Annotated in this window: 19 protein-coding genes and 1 pseudogene; 12 read left to right on the top strand and 8 right to left on the bottom strand. The window is 63.6% G+C overall.

The window, feature by feature from the left end:
• From BMY91_RS22575 to BMY91_RS22620, 10 genes and pseudogenes are all read left to right on the top strand, one after another.
• Positions 1–456, top strand: a pseudogene (locus BMY91_RS22575) (lipoyl synthase); the annotation flags it as partial.
• Positions 457–973: 517 nt separating this feature from the next.
• Positions 974–1,429: a hypothetical protein gene (locus BMY91_RS22580; RefSeq protein WP_090826335.1), complete on the top strand. Its 456-nt coding sequence runs from the start codon at positions 974–976 to the stop codon at positions 1,427–1,429.
• Positions 1,430–1,518: 89 nt separating this feature from the next.
• Positions 1,519–2,373 carry a hypothetical protein gene (locus BMY91_RS22585; protein WP_254780029.1) on the top strand — a complete coding sequence of 285 codons (855 nt, stop codon included), beginning with the start codon at positions 1,519–1,521 and terminating at the stop codon, positions 2,371–2,373.
• A gap of 1 nt (position 2,374) precedes the next feature.
• Entirely contained in the window at positions 2,375–2,890 is a 516-nt protein-coding gene (locus tag BMY91_RS22590) for a hypothetical protein (RefSeq protein ID WP_090826341.1), read from the top strand.
• The gene (locus BMY91_RS22595) at positions 2,887–4,161 is read left to right on the top strand and encodes a hypothetical protein (RefSeq protein ID WP_090826343.1); all 1,275 of its coding nucleotides are present in this window, start codon (positions 2,887–2,889) and stop codon (positions 4,159–4,161) included. Before BMY91_RS22590 ends, BMY91_RS22595 begins: the two co-directional genes overlap by 4 nt.
• A gap of 169 nt (positions 4,162–4,330) precedes the next feature.
• The gene (locus tag BMY91_RS22600; protein WP_175538823.1) at positions 4,331–5,395 is read left to right on the top strand and encodes an FUSC family protein; all 1,065 of its coding nucleotides are present in this window, start codon (positions 4,331–4,333) and stop codon (positions 5,393–5,395) included.
• A gap of 86 nt (positions 5,396–5,481) precedes the next feature.
• The gene (locus BMY91_RS22605; protein ID WP_177179990.1) at positions 5,482–5,979 is read left to right on the top strand and encodes a MarR family winged helix-turn-helix transcriptional regulator; all 498 of its coding nucleotides are present in this window, start codon (positions 5,482–5,484) and stop codon (positions 5,977–5,979) included.
• 82 nt (positions 5,980–6,061) lie between these two features.
• Complete coding sequence (locus BMY91_RS22610) at positions 6,062–6,463, top strand: hypothetical protein (protein ID WP_090826349.1); 402 nt, start codon at positions 6,062–6,064, stop codon at positions 6,461–6,463.
• On the top strand, positions 6,460–7,350 hold the full coding sequence (locus BMY91_RS22615; RefSeq protein WP_090826352.1) for a serine/threonine-protein kinase: 891 nt from the start codon (positions 6,460–6,462) through the stop codon (positions 7,348–7,350). The genes BMY91_RS22610 and BMY91_RS22615 overlap by 4 nt, the downstream gene beginning before the upstream one ends.
• 74 nt (positions 7,351–7,424) lie before the next feature.
• A complete protein-coding gene (locus BMY91_RS22620; RefSeq protein WP_090826355.1) occupies positions 7,425–7,685 on the top strand; it encodes a GlsB/YeaQ/YmgE family stress response membrane protein in 261 nt (86 codons plus the stop codon).
• Positions 7,686–7,755: 70 nt separating this feature from the next.
• Here BMY91_RS22620 and BMY91_RS22625 read toward each other — a convergent pair whose 3' ends face one another.
• The 4 genes from BMY91_RS22625 to BMY91_RS22640 form a co-directional block, all read right to left on the bottom strand.
• Positions 7,756–9,267 (bottom strand): leucyl aminopeptidase family protein, encoded by a 1,512-nt coding sequence (locus tag BMY91_RS22625; protein WP_090826357.1) that lies wholly within the window; start codon positions 9,265–9,267, stop codon positions 7,756–7,758.
• Positions 9,264–10,991 (bottom strand): MFS transporter, encoded by a 1,728-nt coding sequence (locus tag BMY91_RS22630; RefSeq protein ID WP_090826360.1) that lies wholly within the window; start codon positions 10,989–10,991, stop codon positions 9,264–9,266. The genes BMY91_RS22625 and BMY91_RS22630 overlap by 4 nt, the downstream gene beginning before the upstream one ends.
• Before the next feature lie 134 nt (positions 10,992–11,125).
• On the bottom strand, positions 11,126–12,928 hold the full coding sequence (locus BMY91_RS22635) for an SLC13 family permease (protein ID WP_090826363.1): 1,803 nt from the start codon (positions 12,926–12,928) through the stop codon (positions 11,126–11,128).
• Between the two features lie 115 nt (positions 12,929–13,043).
• A complete protein-coding gene (locus BMY91_RS22640) occupies positions 13,044–15,680 on the bottom strand; it encodes a LuxR C-terminal-related transcriptional regulator (protein WP_090826386.1) in 2,637 nt (878 codons plus the stop codon).
• 128 nt (positions 15,681–15,808) lie between these two features.
• Between BMY91_RS22640 and BMY91_RS22645 the strand changes: the two genes are divergently transcribed.
• Positions 15,809–16,405: a DedA family protein gene (locus BMY91_RS22645; RefSeq protein WP_254780031.1), complete on the top strand. Its 597-nt coding sequence runs from the start codon at positions 15,809–15,811 to the stop codon at positions 16,403–16,405.
• 28 nt (positions 16,406–16,433) lie between these two features.
• On the opposite strand, the gene cls is transcribed toward BMY91_RS22645, so the two are convergent.
• Genes cls through BMY91_RS22660 form a run of 3 tightly spaced genes read right to left on the bottom strand, consistent with a single transcriptional unit; the run spans position 16,434 to position 19,393 of the window.
• A complete protein-coding gene (gene cls, locus BMY91_RS22650; protein WP_090826365.1) occupies positions 16,434–17,900 on the bottom strand; it encodes a cardiolipin synthase in 1,467 nt (488 codons plus the stop codon).
• Between the two features lie 6 nt (positions 17,901–17,906).
• Complete coding sequence (locus BMY91_RS22655) at positions 17,907–18,971, bottom strand: AI-2E family transporter (protein ID WP_090826368.1); 1,065 nt, start codon at positions 18,969–18,971, stop codon at positions 17,907–17,909.
• A 44-nt stretch (positions 18,972–19,015) separates the two neighbouring features.
• Positions 19,016–19,393 carry an SHOCT domain-containing protein gene (locus tag BMY91_RS22660; protein WP_090826371.1) on the bottom strand — a complete coding sequence of 126 codons (378 nt, stop codon included), beginning with the start codon at positions 19,391–19,393 and terminating at the stop codon, positions 19,016–19,018.
• Between the two features lie 315 nt (positions 19,394–19,708).
• On the opposite strand from BMY91_RS22660, the gene BMY91_RS22665 reads away from it, so the two are divergent.
• Positions 19,709–20,932 carry a hypothetical protein gene (locus tag BMY91_RS22665; RefSeq protein WP_090826377.1) on the top strand — a complete coding sequence of 408 codons (1,224 nt, stop codon included), beginning with the start codon at positions 19,709–19,711 and terminating at the stop codon, positions 20,930–20,932.
• On the opposite strand, the gene BMY91_RS22670 is transcribed toward BMY91_RS22665, so the two are convergent.
• Positions 20,929–21,684, bottom strand: a complete 756-nt coding sequence (locus BMY91_RS22670) for a ZIP family metal transporter (protein WP_090826380.1) — start codon at positions 21,682–21,684, stop codon at positions 20,929–20,931. The two genes, BMY91_RS22665 and BMY91_RS22670, sit on opposite strands and share 4 nt — an antisense overlap.
• Positions 21,685–21,899 lie beyond the last annotated feature (215 nt).

Consider the following 21,899-nt stretch of genomic DNA (forward strand, 5'->3'; position numbering starts at 1 on the left):
CCCAGGATTTTCAAGCGGATCCGTCCGGCGTTCCGGTACGAGCGCTCCCTGGACGTCATTACCCAGGGCCGGGACCTGGGCATGGTGACCAAGTCCAACCTGATCCTGGGCATGGGCGAGACCCGCGAGGAAATCTCCGAAGCACTGCGGGACCTGCACGCTGCCGGGTGTGACCTGATCACCATCACCCAGTACCTGCGCCCGTCCGAACGGCACCTCCCGGTGGACCGGTGGGTCAAGCCCCAGGAGTTCGTGGACCTCCAAAACGAGGCCCAGGAGATCGGCTTCCTCGGCGTCATGTCCGGACCCCTGGTCCGTTCCTCCTACCGGGCCGGCCGGCTCTGGGCCACCGCGATGCGCAAGAAGGGCTGGGAAATCCCCGCCGCCCTGGCCCACATCGAGTCCTCCGGCTCCACCCGCCAGGAAGCCTCCACCATCCTGGCCGCCCACAGCTAACAACCACCCCACACCCGCTCCGCGCGCCCTTAAGCACGCCAGACTCCAACCACGACGGCGGTCGGTTGCCTCCACAGGGCGACCGGCCGCCGTCGTGCCGTGCAGCGCGGTGCCTTCAACCGCGGTGCCCACGTCATGACTCCGTCATCATCGAACGCCAGCGCAGTTTTGGCTCAAGAAGAGCACAATGTTTGCGCAGGCCCCACGAACAAGCGTGGTGGGCAGCGTTAATTCGGCCCGTGTGGCAGCGATCCCACAGTGAGTACACGGAGCCGCGCCCAGCCGGTTGAACCGCCTCACATCCAAGTGGTCGGACCCTGAAAACTGAGTACTCCGGTGCCCGAAAGGCGTATTTCCGACCCCTTGGTCGGACGCAAAAGAGGCGTACATCCAAGAGTAGCCACGGCTCCTCCGCTGGTTGAACCATTGGGGGCATCGCTTCATCCGCCAGCAACGGACGGATGCTGGGGGTTGCGCTGCGGCTCCCCGGTACATCGATCAACCAAGGAGTCTTACCATGCGCAAACTTTCGAAGAAGAGCCGGATCACAGCAGCGGTTGCTGGCGTGGCCTTGGTGGCTGTCGGCGGCGGCGCTGCCTACGCCTACTGGACCACCACGGGCTCCGGCAGTGGCTCGGCTACGAACTCGGCCGGCGGCGGAACGGTCACGCTTCACGCCACCTTTGCCGGCGGACTCGCCCCGGGCAACCAGGTTGCTGTCGCGTACACCGCCGACAATTCCACGACGTCGGGCACCGTGGTGGGTGCCCTCAGCGCGAACGTGACCACCAACGTGGCCGGCTGTCTCCCCGCCTGGTTCGACGTCACCGCGGTCACCACCAACACGTTGGTCGCCGCCAACACCACGGGCACCTCAGTGGGCAGCGGAACACTGAAGTTCAACGACAGCGGCACGGTCAACCAGGACGCCTGCAAGTCAGCGATCGTCACCGTCAACGTCGCCAGCCAGTAGTGCCACCTTGCCGGGGGCCACTGTGCGAGTGGTGGTCCCCGGCGTGAAGCTTTCTCCCGCCCAGAAGCGCCCGTCCGAAAAGAGGCTCCATGCAACCCCATCCAGTACGCATGCGGATGCCGTTGGGTGGTGCGGGAACGGCGGTCAAGGCTGCGCTCCTCACGTTGTTGGTTGTCCTGGCGTCAGTGGCATCCCTGGGTGCCAGCGGAGGGCCGGGCGCAGGGAAGGCCGCCGGAGCCAAAGAAACGGTGGGTATTTTGCTGGCCCTCTCGCCATCAAGCCGCAGCCTGGATCAAGGCCAGTCGGCAGCGTTCGAGGCCACGGTCTCCTCGAGTGGGGGCTTTTCCGGGTCGGTCGCCTTCTCTGCAACGGGGCTGCCGTCGGGTACGACGGCGGCATGGCGGCCGTCGTCGCTGGTCCTCTCCTCCGGGAGCTCGGCGAAGGTGACGTTGACCCTCAGCACGAGTCCCACCACGCCCGCCGGGAAATCCGAGATCACGGTGACGGGCACCAGCGGCAGCATTCAGTCCAACGCCGCGAAGGCGCAGTTGCAGGTGAAGGAAGTGAAGCGAAACTTTGGCGTCTCCGGTTCCTTGCAGGGTCCGTTGGCGCCAGGGCTGTCCCTCCCTTTGGACCTGCAGATCTCCAACCCGGAGAACAAAAACATCACGGTGACCCAGTTGTCCGCGTCCATCAGCAACGTGGTTCGAACGCCCGCGGCCGTGGCGGCCGGGCTCCCTTGCAGCAGCGCGGATTACAACGTCACCCAATTCACCGGCAGCTACCCCATCGACATCAAGCCAGGATCAACCTCGTTGTCCGCTTTGGGGCTTCCGCAGCTGGCTTGGCCCCGCATCAGCATGTTGGACACCCTGCAGCTCCAGGACGGCTGCAAGGGCGCCACCCTGGAACTCACCTTCTCCGGGACGGGACAGGCGAGCTGACATGAACACGACCCACCGGACTCCGCGTACTCCCCGCACAGGCCGACTCGCCCGGACAGCGGCTGCCACCGTGGCGCTCTGCATCCTGGGCGGCGCGGGCTCTGCTTACGCGTACTGGACGAGCACCGGCATCGGCGCAGGTTCGGCAAGCAACGGGACCATGCAGGCAGTCCTTGTGGACGCTCTGATTGCGGGGGACGCTCCGCAAAACACCCTTGTTCCCGGCGGTACGGCCGATGTGATCCTCAGGGCCACCAACCCCAACGCCCATGCCGTCACCATCTACGGATTGACGGCCAACGGAGCTATCACGGCGGACGCGGCCCATGCCGGCTGCACCACCACAGGAGTGACCTTCACTCCGCCGCCCGTTCCGATCAGCCCGCCGGTTACCATCCAGCCGAACTCCTCCATCCTGCTGACGCTCCCAGGGGCAGCGAGTATGAGCACCGAATCGCTCTCGGCCTGTCAGGGCGCCCAATTCCGCATCCCCGTCGCCTTGGAGGCCCGCAAGTGAACCGGCGTCGCACGTCCGAGGGTCGGCATCCCGCCCCGTCCGTCACCATGGGACGTTGGAACCGCATCGTGGTGATCGTGGTGGGCATTCTCCTGGTCACCTGGGGAGGGCCGGCCGCCAGCGCGTTCTGGAGCACGGTAAGCACCAGCAACTTCGCGGCGGCCAAGGCGGACACCGTCAACCAGGGCGCCAAGCCGGGTGCCGTCGTCGGCCTTGCCGGCAGCGTGACGGTCACCTGGACGGCAAGCACGACGACGGCAGGCAGGTCTGCCACCGGGTACAGCATCGCCCGCTATGCTTCCGCCACGGGCGGCACCAGGATCCCGGCGGCCGGAACGTGCACCGGCACTGTGGTTGTGCTGAGCTGCACGGATACGGCGCCAAGCGGCACGTGGTACTACGCGGTCACACCGATGCTTTCCTTGTGGCAAGGGACTGAAAGCCTCCGAAGCACTGGCTCAGTGGTGGATGCCACCGCCCCCGGCGCTCCTGTTGTCACCGCACCGGCTTACGTGACCACCGGCAACGTGTCCAACGTCCCCGTCTCCGGCACGGCAGAAGCCAACTCCACTGTGGTGTTGACGGTAACGGACGCCGGTGCCGCACACACCGTCACCCAGACCCGCACAGCGAATGGATCCGGAGCGTGGTCCGCCACCACACTGAATCTGACCACGTTCAACGCCGGAACAATCACCTACTCCGCCCGAGCAACCGATGCGGCCGGAAACACGGGGATCCCCGGAACAGCGACATCCGTCAAGGACACCACCGTTCCAACGGTCACCAACGTGCAGCTCAGCAACGGTGGGAGCCTGATTGGCAGAATCGAACGTGACGACACGGTGACACTGACCTTCTCCGAAGCCCTGGACGCGAGCAAGATGTGCACTGCTTGGACCGATGACACCACCACACAAACACTTGACGGCGACAACCAGGTGACTGTCTCGGTCACGTCGGCAGACGTCCTCAGCGTTACTGCCACTGGCTGCTCCACCCTCAAACTGGGCACCGTGGATCTTGGAGGCAACTACACCTCGCAAACGCTCACATACCGGGGAACCAGCACCAATGCATCGGTGCTGGAGTGGAACCCCACGGCCAAGACCATCACCATCACCCTGGGTGCGCTGGTGTCAGGCAACCCGATCTCGTCAACGCAGAGCGCAGACAACGCTGCCTTTACTCCGGCATCCGGGCTGACGGATATTGCCGGCAACGCGCTCTCCACCGCCAAGTTCACCAGCGCCACAACCTCGAGGTTCTAAGCCCGCAGTTTGTGTCGGGACAGTGCACACGGATAGTGCCCCCAATCGTGATGAGGGGCACTATCTGTGCGCAATTCGGGAGTAGCGCGGCGGTCGGAGCGTAATCTTGGGAGCGGACGCCAGTGCCGCCGTCGGACGTTTGATCCTGCGACGAAAGGCGAGCCGCCCCTTGAAGGCTGTAGCGGAACTGTTCACGATGGGTCCTGGAAACAAGGACCACCATCCCGCCCTCCGCTGCGCCGTTGGTGTTTTTGTTCCGCTGATTACCCTCACGTTGCTGGGCAGGCTGGATCTGGCGGTGTTTGCTTCATTTGGGGCGTTTACCGGAATCTATGGCCGCAACGAGCCGCATAGTGTCCGTTTCCGCAGTCAACTTCGTGCTGGCGGCTTCATGCTTTTGGTGATCCTGCTTGCCACTCTCATGGCGCGGGTTGCACAGTCCTGGGGCTTGGAAGGCGCCGCATATTCGTGGCTTTTGACCGCGGCTACCACTGTGGTGGCCGGTGGTTGCTCCGTAGTGGTTGCTGCGTGGCGGCTCCGGCCTGGCGGCTCTCTCTTTCATATTTTTGCCTTCGCTGCCATCGCTTCCATCGCCGCCCAGCCGCCCCTCTGGGAGGCCATGTTGGTATCGGTCCTGACCACCGTTTTCTGCCTGCTTATTGGGATGTCCTCGCGCATATTCAAGAGCCACCGGACACCTTGGAAGCGGCCACCGCGCATCCGCCACACCACTGCCGAGCGCCGGGCCATTTGGCTGGAAGGTGGCGGCTACCTGGTGGCAGCGGGCCTGGCCGGCACCATTGCCACCCTGGTGGGGGAGCGGCTGGGCTTTGGGCACACGTATTGGGCGATGGTGGCGGCGGTAGTCCCTCTGGTGGGTCATTCCACGCGTCATAGGGTGAGCCGCGGTATCCAAAGAATCGCCGGAACAGTGATCGGGTTGGTGCTTTTGGCCGGAATCCTGTGGCTCAATCCGGCGCCGTGGGCCATGGTCCTGGTCATCGCCGCGTGCCAGTTCGGGGCGGAGATGTTCATTGCCCGCCAGTACTTTGTGGCTCAGGTTTTCGTGACTCCGCTGGCGTTGATCGCCACGCTGCTTGCCGCGCCGGTTGACCCGGGTTTGCTCCTGCGGGACCGCATCGTGGAGACCGTCATTGGTGCTGCGATCGGTGTTGCAGTGGTAGTGGCTCCGGGAGTGTGGCGGCGGATCCGGACCACGCGCACCTTGGCCTAGGCAGGCCCGGGTCTGCGAACCCGCGCCTTAGCGCCTAGGATCAATTGGTTAGACAAGCGAGATACATGTCTACCAAAGGATTGGTTATGAACGATAACGGCGATCGTCAGGGCTATTGGTATGGGCTGGAAAGTCGCAAGCGAATGGGCGCCGTGGATGTCCTGAACGCACTGAGGGACTATCGTACGGCGGAGGCCGAGATGCGGCGTCGGACCCGGGCGTCCATGGGAATGGGTGAGACCGACCTGCTCGCGCTCCGATACCTGCTTGAAGCGGAGCAGGCCGGCCGGGACGTGGGTCCGAAAGAATTGGCGGTGCGGCTGGGGTTGACGTCGGCATCCATCACCTCGCTGGTGGACCGCCTGGTGCGCTCGGGGTACGTGACCAGAGAGCCGCACCCGACGGATCGGCGCGCCCTGATCCTCCGCCCCAGCGCAGGTTCGGACCAGGAAGTCCGCGGCACTTTGGGCGATATGCACGCCCGCATGATGGAGGTTGCGGGCACTCTCAGCGAGCAGGATTCCGCCGCGGTGGTGGACTTCCTGAGGCGCATGCGGAGGGCGATTGATGGCATGGCGACCTGATCTCAGTTGGACTTATTTAGTAAGTACACATATAACTAGATAGCCAAGCTACTTATCCATCTAGATGTGAGAGAAGACGACGATGACTGTCGCCCTGCGTGAACCAGACTCCACACCAGTGGTTGAGACCGCCGTGGAAGGACACACGGACCAGGTAATGCCTATGGGCCCGATGCACTGCGGTGCCAACATGGCGATCTCCGCAGGGCCCACCTACGATTCCATGAAGTGGGTCTCTGTGGAGCCCATCTGGCCCGAATGGGCTTGCGGTTGCGGCTTCCGGATGGACATCGACGCCGTAGATCCAGTGAGTGGCGTCTGGATAGCGGCCCTCCGCCGGCAAAGCCTTCAACACGAGCTGGCCATTGCCCAGAACACCCTGCAGCTGGCCTTCAGGAAGGCAGTTCAGGCAGGAGCTGAACCGGGTGCACTTGCCGAGGTAGCCGGGGTACCTTCCGCCGACATTGAAGCCCTCCTCCGATGACGTTGCTTGACACCCCTGCCGTCCGCGCCGATCGCGGAGCAGAGTGTGCTGATCGCGGCGTGGACGAGGCGCAGATCGTGTTGGGTGGACGTTACCGCCTGGGTGCCCCGTTGGGCGGAGGATCCGAGGCCAACGTCAACGAGGCTTTGGACCTGGAAACCGGCACGTCCGTGGCGGTGAAGATCTTCAGGACTTGTGACGATGCTCCTTATGACCGGGAGATGAAGATCCATAGTCGCCTCCGGCATAAGAACATCGTCCGTGTGCTCGGTTCCAGTGGCGTGCAGCTCCGGCGCGAAGAACTCGAGGGAGAACACGACGCGCGCCGTAACTATCTGGTCATGGATCTGGTGGAGGGCAAGGACCTGCGGTGGATCCTGCAGCAGGCTCCTGCTTCCGAGGTCCAGACGGTGGCATGGATGACGGGGATTGCGCGTGCATTGACGCACCTGCATCGCAGGGGCGTAGTCCATAACGACATCAAGCCCGGCAACATCCTGGTGGATTTTGCTGCTGATCCGAAGGGTCCCGGCATCGCAAAACTGACTGACTTCGGCATTGCCATCAACGGACGCCAGGCTGCCCCGAACTCCTCGTCCGGGACTCCTCATTACCTGAGTCCCGAGGAAGTGTGCGGCGGAGAATCCACGTCTGCAAGCGATATCTATTCGCTGGGGCTGGTTGCTCTGGAGTGCTTGACCGGAACCAAAGCGTTCCCTGGTGCTCCGCTGGAGTCAATGGTGGCCAGGACACTTGGCGAACCACGAATTCCCGGCACGGTGCGGCGTCGCTGGTCCATGGTGCTTCATGCCATGACCGACCCCAACCCGGCCGGCAGGCCGTCTGCCAGCCAGACCGTCGGTATGCTCCGACGGCTCAGCTGGTAGCCAACAATCAGGTCGATAGAGGCAAGGAAGATACCTGCCGAACTGGGACCTCGTTACGAAAGAGAGAATGACAAATGGGAATCATCGGTTGGATTGTTTTGGGCTTGATTGCTGGCGCCATCGCCAAGGCCATTAAGCCTGGCAAGCAGGGCGGGGGCTGGATCGCTACGCTGCTCCTGGGCGTCGTTGGCGCACTCCTGGGTGGCTGGATCGGCAGTGCTCTGTTCAACGTGGGCATCAGCGAGTTCTGGTCGCTTTCCACCTGGCTGCTGGCCATCGGTGGCGCCCTGATCGTCCTGATCATCTGGGGACTGCTTACCCGCAAGAAGGCATAACTGCCCAACGCCAAAAAGGCCCTGACGCTGATGCGTCAGGGCCTTTTTCGTGCTCAGAACCGGTTCCCGGTTAATCGGCCGAGTATCCCAACGCCAGGTCAATCAGCAGGCGGGCACCGAACCCTGTAGCTCCCTTGCTTCGCCACACATCGTCCTTGTCCGATTGCATGGTTCCCGCAATGTCGATGTGGGCCCAGGGGGTGTCGCCGACGAACTCGGCCAGGAACAGGGCGGCAGTGGTGGCCCCTGCGTAGGGACCTCCCAGGTTGGAAATGTCCGCTACATCCGAGTCCAGCTGAGGGCGGTAGGCACGTTCCAAGGGCAACTGCCACAGCTGCTCGTCGGCACGGGCTCCCGACTCCAGCACGCGGTCCACCAGGCGCTGTTCGTTCCCGAATACCGGGGCGGTGAGCTGGCCTAAGGACAAGAGTGCGTTGCCGGTGAGCGTGGCGATGTCAACGATCCCGTCCACCTGGTCCTCGATGGCCAGCGTCAGGGCATCGCACATCACAAGCCGGCCCTCGGCGTCGGTATTCTTGACCTCGATGGTGAGCCCGCTGCGGGTGGTGAGGACATCTCCCAACTTGTAGGCCGAGCCCGAGGGCATGTTGTCCGTGCACATCAGGAATCCGGTGACGGCTGCCTGGCAGCCCAGATCCCGGAGCGCCGTGAACACGGCCAGGACCGCCGCTGCGCCGCCCATGTCCATTTTCATGAGCAGGTGCATGGGGTCGCTGGGCTTGAGGCTGACGCCGCCGGAGTCATACATGATTCCCTTGCCCACCAAGCCAAGATGACCGCTGGGGGCTCCCTCCGGCCGATAGCTGAGTTTGATCATCCGGGGCTCCTGGGCACTTCCGGCGTTGACGCCCAGGAGGCCACCGCAACGGAGCTCGATGAGCTGCTCCTTGTTGAACTCCTCAACTCCAAAACCGAACCGTTCACCCAGGTCCTTCGCCACTTCACCAAGCCCGACGGCGGTCAAGTGGCTGGGTGGCGCGTTGCACAGGTCCCGGGCGATGGTGGTGGCCCGTACCTTCACCCGGCCGGTGGCCAGGCCGCGGCTTGCGTCGGCCCTGTCCACGCCAGGGGCCAGGAACTGCACTTCGGCCAAGGGGGAATCCGTGGCTTTGCTCTTGAGTGAGTCGTAGCCGTACCGCGCCAGGAGTACGCCCTCGGCCAATACCTGGCCCAAGCGCCCGGCGTCCATGCCTGCGGTGTCCGGGAGCTCGAAGCCAATCCGGGAGTGCCGCTTGGTGGCACGAACAAGGGCCGCGGCTGCCTTACGCCAACCGTCGGCATCCAGCGTGCCGGGTTTCCCGCCGCCAACAGCTACCACCAACGTTCCGGAGGCGTTCGGCAACTGCAGGGTTGCGCCGGGTTTGCCGTCGAAGCCGGCACGTTCCAGGGTTTCCCGGTTCAGGCCGATGGATGCCGGAACGTCACCTTCCGAGGAGACCAGGACGCCGATTGCCTCCAGCTGATCGAAGCCGTCCACGAATCGCAGCTCGGTTTCGGCCTGGTCAAGGGACGGGACAGCTGTGAAACCTTCCGGGATCAGTTTGTAGGGATCGTGGCTCACCGTTTTGCCTGTTCTGTGGAGGTTGGAACCGCTGTAGTGGTTGGAACCGTGATGGTTGGGGCTGCCGTGGGATCGGGGATCGCATCAGGATCGTCCGGTTCCAGCTGCTCAGGGAGGTCACCCTTCATCCGGCCAGGCATTCGACCCGCCGGAACGATGGCCAGCAGGGCAAGTCCCGACAACCCAAGGAGGGATATCTGTAGGGCCCGCAACCGGGCTTCCGCGTTGACCTCGGTAGCGGCCGCCAGCTCGGAGGGGCTGCTCACCCGGTCTCCGATGGCCGCTTCGACTTGCGCGTTGGTCATGAAGTCGGCGTCGTTGATGCTCACTTTGGATATCAGTTCCGGGGAGACTTCCGGGTGCGCGGCGGCTCCGCTGGCGATCAGTGAGGACAGCATTCCGACGGCGAACGCACTCGCCACCGCGATGCCGACGCTGCCGGAGAGATTGTGCACCAGCCCGCGCCAGGCTCCCACGTCGCCGGCCAACTCGCGGGGAACTGCACTGAGGAGCGTGTTGAACACCAGGGCAACAATGGCGCCCTGACCGAGTCCCAGCAGGATCAATCCCAGCACCACAAAGAGCTGTCCCCAGTCGTTGCGGATAGTGAAAGCGAGCAGGACCAGCGCACCGGCCACCACCACGAATCCGGCTTGGGCGATGGTCCGTGGCGGGAACCTGTCATAGAGGAAGGCCACGAAGGTGCTGGCGAGGAAGATGGACAGGGTGTACGGGATGATCGCAAAGGAGGTCTCGAGGCTGGACCGGCCCTGCACGATCTGCATGTAGAGCGGGATCAGGAAGTTGGCAGCCGTACCTACGAACAGCATGGTGGCCATGCACGCCGTGACGGCGAGTTCCGAACTGGAAGCCAGCACCCTGAGATCAAAGATGCGGGGCAGCTTGGCGTCCTGGCGCTTCCGCACCCACATGAAGAACACCTGGCCGGCAATGGCGCCCAGGAGGATCAGGAGCGGTGCCGGTGAGAGGCCAAGGATGTCGAAGGGGGCCTGGTCCGTGGCGAACCAGGTTCCCCAGGCGGACAGGCCACTGAAGCCGAAGCTCAGCAGGATGATGGCAACTGCGGCGATGATGGCGCCGGTCCAGTCGATCTTCAACTGGGGTTGGGCAGGGACGGACTTGAGCTTGAAACTGAGCAAGAGGTTGATGGCACCGAGGACCACCATCAGCCCGAACGAGTAGCGCCAGCCGATGGTGGTGGCGAACCACCCGGCAATCAGCAGGGCCAGGACGCCCGCCGCGGGGATGGCTGCCGCCAGGAGGCCGATGGCTTTGGCTTGCTGCTGGTCCTTGTAATTGGTGGCGATGAAAACCGTGAGTGCAGGCGCAATCAGCGCGATGACTGCGCCGGAGGATGCCTGGGCGATGAAGAGCATCGCGGGGCTGAGGCTCAGGGCCACTCCTGCCATGGCAGCTGCATGGATGGCGACGGCGATTTGGAACACCTTGCGTGTTCCGAACCGGGCGCCAACCTTTGCCCCCAACAGGATGAACGCCGCCATTGAAAACGTGCCGGCGGTGATGGCCGTTCCCACGGATGTTGCTGCCGTGTCCAGGTCCGTGGTGATGCCCTGCATTGACACCGTCAATGCGTTGACGGCGAATGATGCCTGGATCTGCGTGAGGACCACCACGATCAAAGGCAGCCAGGAGGCGGCTTTGACGGTTGGTGGTGTGGCTGTGGTGGTGTGGTCACTGGCCATGTCTTGCTCCTGTTGTGCTGGGCCCGCTCTTGGGAACGGGCGCTTGAATACCTCACTACGGGGTTGTCGGAACGGTGTGCGCGGTTGTGTCGTGGGAGAATCTCCGATCTCGTGTGCCTAAGTTCTGCGGGGTCCTAGGTGTGGAGTGGCCAGAACACCGGTACCAACAGGATGGCTACGGCTGCGTAGAGCGCCATGATGACCAGACCAAACTGCCAGTAGTCGCCAAAGCGGTAGCCTGCCGGTTGCATGATCATCATGTTCGCTGGCGTGGCCACCGGCGTGAGCAGGGCAGCAGAGGATGCGACGGAGACACACATCAGCACGGCGTAGGGGTTGATCGAAGATTCCTGCGCCACCGACAAGGCAATCGGGATGATGATCAGAGCCGTTGCAGTATTGCTGATCAGTTGTCCCAGGACGGCCGTGACCACGAAGATTCCCACCATCAACAGCAGGGGGCCGGAGTTCCCCACTACTGACACCATGCCCTCGGCAAGGATCTCGGCTGTGCCGGTTGAGGTGATCGCCGTGGACACCGGAATCATTCCCGCCACCAGAATGAGCGTGGTCCAGGCCATGGAACGGTGCGCCTGCTGCACAGTCACTACCCGCAGCACCACCATGGCCAACGCGGCCAGTAATGCGGCCACTGGCGCCGGCACCAGGTTGGTGGCCAACAGGATGACCATGATTCCGACGACGATCAGCGCGGGGGTTGCCCGCGGCCCCAACGGAACAGTCTGCCGGCGAATGGTGTCCGGTGAGTCCACCAGCAAGACGTTGTGATCCACGGTGTGCTGATCCAGTGCCGACCACGTTCCCTGAAGGAGCAGCCTGTCTCCGGCGGTAATGGGTGAGCGCCCGGTACTTTCCTGTTCCCCGGGATGCTGATGGGCCAGGACCACCAGCGTGCCGCTGGCCGTGACCATACCGGGGTAAGCCTCCGTGCCCACCAGGTTTGAACGGGGTGCGACCACAACCTCGGCAACGCCATAGCTGCTGCTGATGAGTCCGCAAGTGGCGTCGTCGTCCTGTGTGAGGCCGTGCTTCACGGCAAAAGCATCGATCAGCGGTTGGCCTCCCCGCACCACAACATCGTTGCCTGCCTCGAAAACAGTACTGGTGGCGGGTTTACCGTCGCGCTGCTGCACGCTGATGAGGTGGAGGTGACCGCCGTCGTCATCATTGTGGATGCAGTCAACGGGCTGGCCCACCAGGCCGGAACCGGCCGGGATAGTGAGCCGGCTGAGTCGGTCGTCTCCCAGGTAATGGGTCATCAGCGTCCGGCCGTGGGAGCCCAGGTCCTTTGGCAGCGCCTCCGGAGTCCGGTTGGGCAACAGGGACGGGCCCAACCAGAGAGTCAGCCCGATGGTGCCCGCAAGCAGAGGCAAGCCCACCAAACCGAACTCAAAGAACCCAATCCCGGTTCCGGTGGTTTCCAGGGCCGCGTTGAGGATCAGGATGTTCACCGGTGACCCCGTGAGGATCAGCAATGAGCCGGCATGCGCGGCGAAAGCCATGGGCATGAGCAGCTCGGAAGGCTGCCGGCCCAGGCGAACAGCGAGCACCACCACCATGGGCAACAACGCGGCAACCGCTCCGTTGACGCTGATGAGTGCGGTCAGCAGAGCCGTCAGGACCATCATCAACACCATCAGCCGGGCGCGGCTCGTCCCCGAAAACCTGATGAGCAAACTTCCCAGCCACGTGGTGACACCCGCTGCATCGATGGCTTCCGCCACCACGAAGAGCGCTGCGATCAACACCACGGTTCCGCTCCCGAAACCGGCAAACGTATCCTCCAAGCCCACAATGCCGGTTCCATAAAGAGCCAGGGCTGCTCCGAGTGCCACAACTTCCACGGGCAGGCGGTTCCAAACGAATGCGGCGATCACCATCACCAGCACCAGCAATGTGATGGAGACGTCCGTCATGGGTGCCTTCGGCAATGCGCAGGATCATTTGCCAGCATGCTTTCAGACTAGATCCGGGTTCAGGCCGCAGGGTCACCCCAATCAGGTGAGTGATGGGCGTTTACCGAGGTCACGGCTAAGGCAGGTGACCAAACTTATAGGCCGCTGCTACGGCGTCATGCCGGGACCCTGCCCCGAGCTTGGAGTAGATGATGCGGATGTGCGTCTTGACGGTGTTCACGGACAAGTGAAGTTCCGAGGCCATCTGGTCCTGGGACAAATGTGAGGGAAGCAGGGTGAGCACCTCGCGTTCCCGGGGCGTCAACGACGGCGCTCGCCGGGCGTCGTCGGGCCGCCTTAAGGCAATCAGCCGCTGGGCGAGGGCTTCCTGCGGTCCGTGGGTTCCCGCACGTTCCATCAGGAGATCGATCACTTCCTGGGGAGCGATGGCCAAGGGGCGGATCACTCCCAATTCGTCAGCCTTGAGCAGGGCCTCGTCAAGGATCTTGCCGGCCAAGGTCCGCCGGCCCGTGCGGATGGCCATGGAGCATTCCAGGACGGCCACGTGGAGCCACGTCCACTCCAGCACGGGCATGGCTGGGCCTGCGTGCAGTGGCCGGAGCCGGTCCGTGGCTGCCTCGAACCGGCTGATTCCTGCCGGGCCTTGCGCGCGCAACAGGCACAGTTCACCTGTTCCGGGAAGCCGTTCCTCTGCCCATTCCAACACCTCGCGAGCCCGCTCTGCGTGGCCGAGTCCCAGAGCAGCGGTGTGCTCAACGACGGCGATGCAGGCCGCCATGGGTCGGGCGAAGAGGTTGTCCCGCCCGATGCGGAGCCTGGCCTGCCGCATGCCGTCCAAAGCGTGGCGCCTGTCCCCGGTGTCCAGATGCGCACAGGCGGTGATCAGCTCCAGGGTGGCACGCATGGTGGCACCCACTCCTTTGGGGGAGGACCCTAGCTGGCCGAGCTCAGCCGTCCCCTCTGCAGCGAACGTTAATGCCGCTGCCGGTTCGGCTCCGAGCAGCGCGGAAGACGCATGCATCAGGGCGCCCACGGATCGTCCTGCTCCTGATGTCCACACGTGCGCAGGCAATTTCTCCTCCGCCTGGCGCAGGTATTCATTGGCTCGGCGCAGTTGGCCCTGCAGGGAAGATGTAGCGGCCAGTTTGAGGTACGCCTTGCCGGCCAGGTATGTGTTGCCGGCCTCGGAGGCGTCGATCAGGGCTGCCGTGGCCTCCTGCTCAGCGGTTCCGTACTGCCCTTCCGCGAGGGCGGCTGTCACCGAGACCATCCTCGCTTCGATCCGCATTTCGCTTTGCCCGGAGAGGGGAAGGGCTGCGTCGTCGACGGCGGCCTGCGGGTCCTGTGTTTCCCAGCCTCCGCTGAACCAGGAAAGGCGGGCTTCAGCCAAGGCGCGCAGCTCACGCAGATCGGACGGTGCATCGTTGGACCAATTGCGGTGGGCCGCCGCCAGGTATCGGGTAGCAGTGGTGGGTTGTCGGCTTTCCACATGGGCCAAGGCGGCAACCACACAGAGCCGGGGACTCGCTGCCAGAACGGATTCAGGCAGCATGGTGATGGCCCGCCGGACCCGTTGGACTCCGCCGGTGCCAAGGAGCGCGGCCCCGTGCTGTTCAAGAATTGTTCCGATGAGCTGGTTGTCTCCTGAGTCCATGGCATGCCTGAGGGCAGCTTCGGGCTGGCCGGCGGCCTCGTGCCAGTGGGCTGCAATCCGGTTCAGGCGAATCAGCTCATCGGGGTCCTTCCGGGCCAGTTCGGCGCGGAAGTGCGCCCGGATCAAGGGGCGGACCAGGAATGCAGTGCGTCCATTGCCGGCAGACTCCACCAGATCGCAGTCGTCGGCAAGGCAGGAGAGGATGCTGCCGGCATTCCGGTGGCCGGAGAGAGCGTGGGCTTGCGCGGCCACCACTGTGCGGCACACGCTGATGCTGGAAAGCACGTTGTGCTGCTCGTGCGACAGGGTGCGGAGAATCTCGTGGTCCAGGTATTCGGCGAGCTCCCTGTTATTGGCGGCAAGGTCCCCCAGGGGAGTGCGGGGATCAGCCGAGGCGCGCAGCGAGCGGAGGGCAAGGACCACTGCGGCAGGCCAACCCGCGGTTTGTTTGAACAGCTCGCCCAGTTGATGCGTTCCCAGCAGCGTGAGGGTCCTTGCCGCGAGGGCGTTGAGCTCGTCCAGCGAGAACGCGAGGTCGCTCGAGTGCAGTTCCACGATGCGGCCGTTGAGCCGGGCACGCCCGGGATCAACAGCGGCGTTGCTCCGGGTGGCCAGTATTAACTGGATAGGCAGCCCTGCTTGGTTCAGCAGCCCTGGAATCCAGCGATCACGTTCATGGTGGGAGAAGTTGTCCACGCCGTCGATCACCAGCCGGATGCTGCTTCCGGCGCCATTGAGTTGCTCGGCCAGCAGTTCCAGGACGTCCGGGGCGTTGTCCTCGGCTCCGGAGAACAGGCTCAGTGTGCCGGGCGGGATGGCGGGGCAGCGGTGAAGCGCGTGGAGGATTGCCGGCCAAAGTTCCGCCTTGTGGTGGCCATCGGCAGTGAGCCACGCGACGTTGTGCTTCCGGCCATGAAGCCATTGGCTGAGGAGCACCGTCTTGCCGTATCCGGCGGGCGCGCAGAGAAGGACTGCGTCTGTTGCGGCATGGAGCTTGGCCACAAGTCGGGATCGAGCCAGCAGGTCCAAGGGCGGCCTGGGGACCGCAATTAGCTGGGGGCTCAAGAGGTCCGGGCGGGTACCACCTTGGTCGTCCACCCCTTTAGTGTAGGGGCGGGGCATCGAGGATTCACCCGGTACAGGCGATCCGTGCGGCGACTATCCGGCGTAAGGATGGTGGTGGCCGCCGAGAGACGCTTGGACGACGCCCGGAGAGGGGGTTCACCGTGCAAGCTTTCAAGGACATCATGAGTGCCGCTGAATCCGGATGGGTCTACCCACTGGGGGCCATTTTTGTCGCATTGTCCGCGATATTTCCGCCCATCCCCACAACGTCCCTGTTTGTGGCCTTGGGGGCACTTGCAGCCACGGACGGCCTTCCCAACGGCTTCCTGTTGGTAGCCGCCATGCTTGCCGGTGCGGTGGCCGGGGACCTGGGGGCCTATGAACTGGTCCGGCGCCGGGACATGGCAAATTGGAAGATGCTCCGCGGACCCCGCACGCAGAAGGCTCTGCACGCCTCCCGGGAGCGCTTGTCCAAGCACGCAGCATCGTGGGTCCTGACGTCCCGCTTTGTTCCGCTGGGGCGGCTGACCATGAACGTCGCCAGTGCCATCACCCCCGTGCCGAGGGGGAGGTTCGTCCTCTACTCCGTGGCGGCTGGCATCCTGTGGTCCGCGTACTCAGTGGGGATCGGCGCCTTGTCGGGGCTCTTGCCGGGTTTGTCCACGGAGTTCGCCGTTGTCATTGCCATCGCGTTCTCGCTGCTGTTGGGCCGGGGCATCAGCGCCGGTGTGACCTGGTATCTGCAGCTGGACGACTGACTTAACCCATCCGTGCTATTGGAGAATTCTATTGAAGCGATGAGGTCAGCCGGGCAAGGTTATCCAAGGCCACCTGTCCCACGGGCCGGCGCAGCCAGTCCTCCAGCAGCAGCTCCCTGCTGGCTGCCCGGTACCGGTCTTCAACCTCGCGCATCTGGTCCACAATTGACCGGCCGTGAACCAGCACCGAGACCTCCATGTTGAGGCTGAACGAGCGGACATCCATGTTGCTTGAGCCGATGACCGCGACGTCGTAGTCCACGGTGAAATGCTTGGCATGCAGCACTTGCGGAGCCTTGTACAAGTAGATGCGGACGCCGGCGCGCAGCAGGACCTCGTAGTAGGAACGTTGCGCGTGATAGACCATGGCCTGGTCGCCAACCTCTGACACGAAGAGTTCAACGCTGAGGCCCCGTGAAGCGGCAGTGATGATCGCCAACTGGATGGCCTCGTCGGGCACAAAGTAGGGGCTGGTGATGCTGACCCGGTGTTCGGCCTTGTAGATGAGCGTGGTGTACAGCTTCAGGTTGTTGTCGTTGTCGAAGCTGGGGCCGCTGGGCAGCACTTGGGCGTCAATGAGTTCGGGTGCCGAGCCCAGAACCACCGGAGAGGTATCCAGGGGCAGCAGGACCTGGGATTCGCTGTACCAGTCGGTGACGAAGACGGCGTTGAGCTCCCGTACGGCCGGACCTTCCAAACGCACCATCAACTCGTGCCACTGGAGGCCACGCCGAATGTTGCGCTTCTTGTTGTAGGACGCGTCGATGAGGTTCTGCGAACCCGTGTAGCCCACCCTGCCGTCAACCACCACCAGTTTGCGGTGATTGCGCAGATCCGGGCGTTGCCACTGGCCTTTGAAGGGACGCAAGGGCAGCATGGCGTGCCATTCGGCTCCCATCTCAGCGAAAGCCCGCAGCATGTCCCGGTACGTGGGGTCGCCCACTGCTGCGAGGTGGTCGAAGAGGACCCTCACCACCACTCCCCGTCCGCAAGCCCTTGCCATGGCATCGAAGAAGGGGGTTGTTGTGGGGTCCAACGCAAGAATATAGAACTCCACATGCACGTACTCTTCGGCGGCATCGATGTCCGCAATCATCCGGTCGAAGCTTCCGTTGTAGTCCTCCAGCAACTCGGCCCGGTTGCCGCCCACCATGGGCAGAGCGCCCAGCCTGAGATTAAGTTCGACGGCGGAACGCAGCCAGGCGGGCCAGTCGTCACTGTGGCTAACAGCTGAGAGGCCTGGCGTGCGTCCGAGGATAAGTTCGTTGACGGCGCGCTGCTTTTCCCGCCGGGCCTTGGGTAACTTGCCGCGGCCTACCAGCAGAAACGCCACCATTCCCAAGTACGGAATGAAGATGATGGCCAGCACCCAGGCAATGGCGGAGGACGGGCGGCGGTTGGCCGAGACCATCACGGCTGCAAGGGATCCCAGCACAATGTGGAGCGCCAACAAGATCAAGGCGACGGCATCGGCGTCGAGCATTGGTCCTGGCATGCCGCGCTACTTGGCGTTCTGCTGCGGAATGACCACTTTTTTGATGATCAGCAGAATCGAGGCCGTGGTGGGGCACGCAATCAGCGCCCCCAACAGTCCCAGGAGCGTCCCGCCCACCATAGCGCCGATGAGGACCAGGGATCCGGGGATGCTGATTGCTTTCCCCACCACCCGTGGCGTCAACACGTACGCCTCTACCTGCATGTAGGCCAGCATCACGAGGAATACCACCAACGCCGTGGTGGGCGATGTGAAAAGGGAGACCACCGTCATGATGGCCGTGCTGATCGCGCTGCCCACCAACGGAATGAGGGTAATGGGGAACGCGAGGACTGCGAGCACTGCGGCGTACCTGACTCCGGCAAGAGACAGCAGAATGAAGGTGAAGATTGCATTGAACAAAGCAAGAATGGACATTCCGCTGAGGTATTTGCCGACGGACGCAATGATCGTTTCGGAGATGTCCGCGAATGACTCCCTGCGGGATGCCGGGACCAGTGCGTAGAGGCTGGACTTCATGGCCTCATGCCCTGCCACGAAATACAGCGTCAGGACAACTACGAACACCACTGCGAAGGTGCCGTTCACCACGTTGTAGCCCACCTGCACAGCGCCGCCGCCAATAGCGAGCCACACGTTGGGGTCGGCGGCCGAGGTTTCCAGCCATTCAAGCAAAGGGGTCAGTGCTCCGCCCAACGATCCGTTGAATTCCTGGAACCATGGCTGGTCACCCACCGCATCGAAACTGGACGGCAGCAACTGGACCAGTGTGGCACCTTCCTCCACCAGGATGGGCACGATGAACCGGATCAGCAGGACCACCACCACCAAAAAGCCGACCGCTACGGCGAGTACAGCACCGGCCCGTGAGAGTTTCCTGCGTTCCAGCCAGCGAACCAGGGGGTAGAGGCCCAACGAGATGAACAGTGCCGCAAAGATCAACGTCAGCGAGTACCGCAGGGTGATGACTGCAGAACCCAAGGCCAAGGCAACCAGCACGCCCAGCGCCGCTATGAGGCCGAATCTAAACGGTCCGCCTTCCAACAGCGGGAATGCCTTCAATCGCGTCATGCGGTCCCTTTCGACCGAAGGTGGATGGCGGACCGTCGCCCGGATCAGGCCAGAGCGAGTTCCTTCAGGCGGGCGTACTCGGCCTCAGTGATATCTCCGGCAGCAAGGAGCGCCTTGGCAGCCTCGATTTGCTGGGTGGGAGAGGGGGCTCCGGCCACACCCCTGATGTACTTTTCGGTCTCTTCAACCGACTCGCGCATCCGCATTTCGCTGCGTAAAGCCATGCCTTTCCCGCGCATGATCACGTAAATCAACGCGGAAATGTAAGGGGCTACGAACAGGCACAGAATCCACAATGCTTTGACGCCGCCGCCCAGGGTTTTGTCGCGAAGGAGGTCGGAAATGATGTGGAAGAGAAGGATCAAATACGCGATGAAGAAGAAAGCAACAATGATGCTCCACAACGATTCCCAAAAGTTCATGGCGTCATTCCAATCGTTCGTTCGGCCGGGGCTGGACCGTCGTCTTCCGTCACTGGCCCCGTTCCCCCACGGGACCACAAGACCATTCTCGATTCGGCCGCGACATACGGGGTCTGCCCGGGCTGGATGGGCAGGGATTGGGTGGAAAGATCACCCACTAAGGGTGAGCGTTGCGGGTAAGGCCCGACGACGGATGGCGTGGTTGGGTGCCCGGGGCCCGGTCACAAATCCCCCGTAACACCGCGGTTGTGAGGGGCGTTGGGCGGACAGTTACGCTGCTCCTCGTTAGGCAACACCACACGCCAAGGGCTACCAATGACGCACTCTTCAGCTACCACGCCGGCCGTAACCCGGCCGCCGGAACCACCGCTCCACCACGGCCCCGTGGGCACTGCCGTGGGGGCTTTCGGCATGGTGATGATCGTTGGCGTCTTCGCACTTTTCCTGCACATTGTCGGTCAGGATGCGCTGCGGATGGGCCCCGTTGACGCGGGCTGGCCGGAAGGCGTCGCCGACTCTCCGTTGGCCGCCATCCGCTGGTTCCTTGGTGACATGACTGAGCCCTTGTTCTTCAAATCGGACCTTGCAGCACTCGGCCTGCTGGCCGGGGCCGCGGTGGCGTGGTGGTCCGGCCGCCGGGGTGCGCGGTGGGCTGGTTCGCTCAGCTATGGCACCGGCCTTTGGCCTTGGGTGCTGGCGTCGGCGTCGTTGAGTCTGCTGCTGTCCAACCTGGCGTTCGGGTGGATGCTCGACGACGGGTGGCAGCCCACGTTCGTGCCCTTCGTGTGCGTGGCCCCGGCAATGGTCCTTCTCTACGGGCCTGGTTGGAGGAACTGCGTCACGGGGGCTGTCCTGGGAGCAGGGACTGTTACCCCCTTGGCTTTGCTGTTCATCCCCACCGTGTCTGCGCCCCTTGGCCTGCCTCCGGTGGTGGCGAACGTCCTCGCGATGTCCGTGGGTTCAGCGGTTGCGTTCGTCATCGCAAGGCGATTGCCGTGGCTGGTCCTGCGGGAGGCGAGGCCTTCCCCGCAACGGGACCGGCCGTCGTCGGGCGCTCATCGAAACGTCGCCAGCGACGCGGCCTGGGCTGCGTGCCGGGTCCTCAAGGACTTCACTGAGACGCATTTCTTCGCCAACGAACTCGCAGGCCTCTGTGTGATCCTGGCCGTCGGGGTGGCTTTCGTTCTGAACCCGGAGGTGCCATCGTATGGGTCCCGGCTGCTGCCCCACATACTGTTTGCCCAGGCGCTGACATCAGGGATCGGCGTGGTGCTGTGGCGGCGTTGGTACAGCGGCGGGGGATGGGCGGCCACGTACGCGTCCGTAGTGTCCGTGGCGCCCGCAGCAGTCCTCGCCTACGGGGGATCCTGGAGCGGGATGATCGGTGGAGCAGTGCTGGGAGCGGTGCTGGCGCCGCCGATTGCCAGGGCCGTTTCCGCACGCCTGCCCGCCGGTTTTCACCCGGTTATTGGCAACACTGCGGCCATGGCAGGTGCGACGGCGCTCGCCTTACCTTTGCTCGGGCTGCTGCCCCACTAGCCGCCCACGTGGTGGATGGTGAAGGCGCTCAGGAAGCCGACGGCGGCGGTTAGGCCGGTGAGGTTGTGGTGCTCTTCGAAAGCCTCGGGAATCATCGTGTCGGCCAGCATGGCCAGAATTCCGCCCGCGGCGATGGCGGTGATGAAGGCGATCACGGTTTCCGGCGCGTTCTCCAAAGCGGTGAAGCCGATCAGTGCCGCCAGTCCGCTGAACACGGCAATGCCGATCCACGTGCCAAAGACATACGCAGGACTGCGGCCGGCCTTCTTCATGCCGGCCGTGCTGGAAAGGCCCTCCGGAACGTTGGAGATGAAGACGGCGGCGAGCATCGCTGGGCTGACCGCCCCGCCGGCCAGGAGACCGACGCCCAAAACAACCGACTCCGGGATGCCGTCGATCAGCGCCCCTATGGCGATGGCAGTTCCGCTGCCGGGGGAGTCCTTCTCGGAGGGCTGCGGCCCGGACGAACGCTTCCGGTGCTTGGCGCCGGCGCGGGCCAGCAGGACATTGGAGCCCACGAAGATCAGCGCACCCAGAAGGAAGCCCAGAATGGTGGGGATCAACCCGCCGCCTTGGACGGCTTCATCCACCAGCTCGAAGGCAAGGGCAGAGATCAGCACACCGGCGCCGAAAGCCATCACGGTGGACACAATCTTGGGTGGGACTTTCCATAGCCAGGCGATTCCGGCTCCGAGGACCAAGGCTCCGCCTGCCAGTGTTCCCCACATCAGGGCCTGCAACCACATCGGCATTGCTTTGCCCTTTCATCGCCGGTTCACGTGCAGCTAGAAGTGTTTCATAAGGTTCCTGTGGGCATGCAAACGGTACGGACAGGTAAAAGGTGCGGACAGGTAGAAGTCTTGAGGTTTTCCTGAGGAACTGTTGCGGATTTGCAGGATGGGTTCTTGATTCCGGCCCGGCACAGTAGTTCTCATCAGCCAGAGAGGCTGAAGAAACGGCCGGCCGG

The sequence above is a fragment of the Arthrobacter sp. yr096 genome (genome assembly GCF_900108925.1).
GTDB lineage: Bacteria > Actinomycetota > Actinomycetes > Actinomycetales > Micrococcaceae > Arthrobacter.

Coding starts and splice junctions, on each gene's coding strand:
- cls (WP_090826365.1), bottom strand. CDS start 17,900: ATGCCAGGACCAATGCTCGACGCCGATGCCGTCGCCTTGATCTTGTTG.
- BMY91_RS22610 (WP_090826349.1), top strand. CDS start 6,062: ATGACTGTCGCCCTGCGTGAACCAGACTCCACACCAGTGGTTGAGACC.
- BMY91_RS22635 (WP_090826363.1), bottom strand. CDS start 12,928: ATGACGGACGTCTCCATCACATTGCTGGTGCTGGTGATGGTGATCGCC.
- BMY91_RS22580 (WP_090826335.1), top strand. CDS start 974: ATGCGCAAACTTTCGAAGAAGAGCCGGATCACAGCAGCGGTTGCTGGC.
- BMY91_RS22585 (WP_254780029.1), top strand. CDS start 1,519: ATGCAACCCCATCCAGTACGCATGCGGATGCCGTTGGGTGGTGCGGGA.
- BMY91_RS22620 (WP_090826355.1), top strand. CDS start 7,425: ATGGGAATCATCGGTTGGATTGTTTTGGGCTTGATTGCTGGCGCCATC.
- BMY91_RS22615 (WP_090826352.1), top strand. CDS start 6,460: ATGACGTTGCTTGACACCCCTGCCGTCCGCGCCGATCGCGGAGCAGAG.
- BMY91_RS22655 (WP_090826368.1), bottom strand. CDS start 18,971: ATGACGCGATTGAAGGCATTCCCGCTGTTGGAAGGCGGACCGTTTAGA.
- BMY91_RS22665 (WP_090826377.1), top strand. CDS start 19,709: ATGACGCACTCTTCAGCTACCACGCCGGCCGTAACCCGGCCGCCGGAA.
- BMY91_RS22605 (WP_177179990.1), top strand. CDS start 5,482: ATGAACGATAACGGCGATCGTCAGGGCTATTGGTATGGGCTGGAAAGT.
- BMY91_RS22660 (WP_090826371.1), bottom strand. CDS start 19,393: ATGAACTTTTGGGAATCGTTGTGGAGCATCATTGTTGCTTTCTTCTTC.
- BMY91_RS22590 (WP_090826341.1), top strand. CDS start 2,375: ATGAACACGACCCACCGGACTCCGCGTACTCCCCGCACAGGCCGACTC.
- BMY91_RS22630 (WP_090826360.1), bottom strand. CDS start 10,991: ATGGCCAGTGACCACACCACCACAGCCACACCACCAACCGTCAAAGCC.
- BMY91_RS22670 (WP_090826380.1), bottom strand. CDS start 21,684: ATGCCGATGTGGTTGCAGGCCCTGATGTGGGGAACACTGGCAGGCGGA.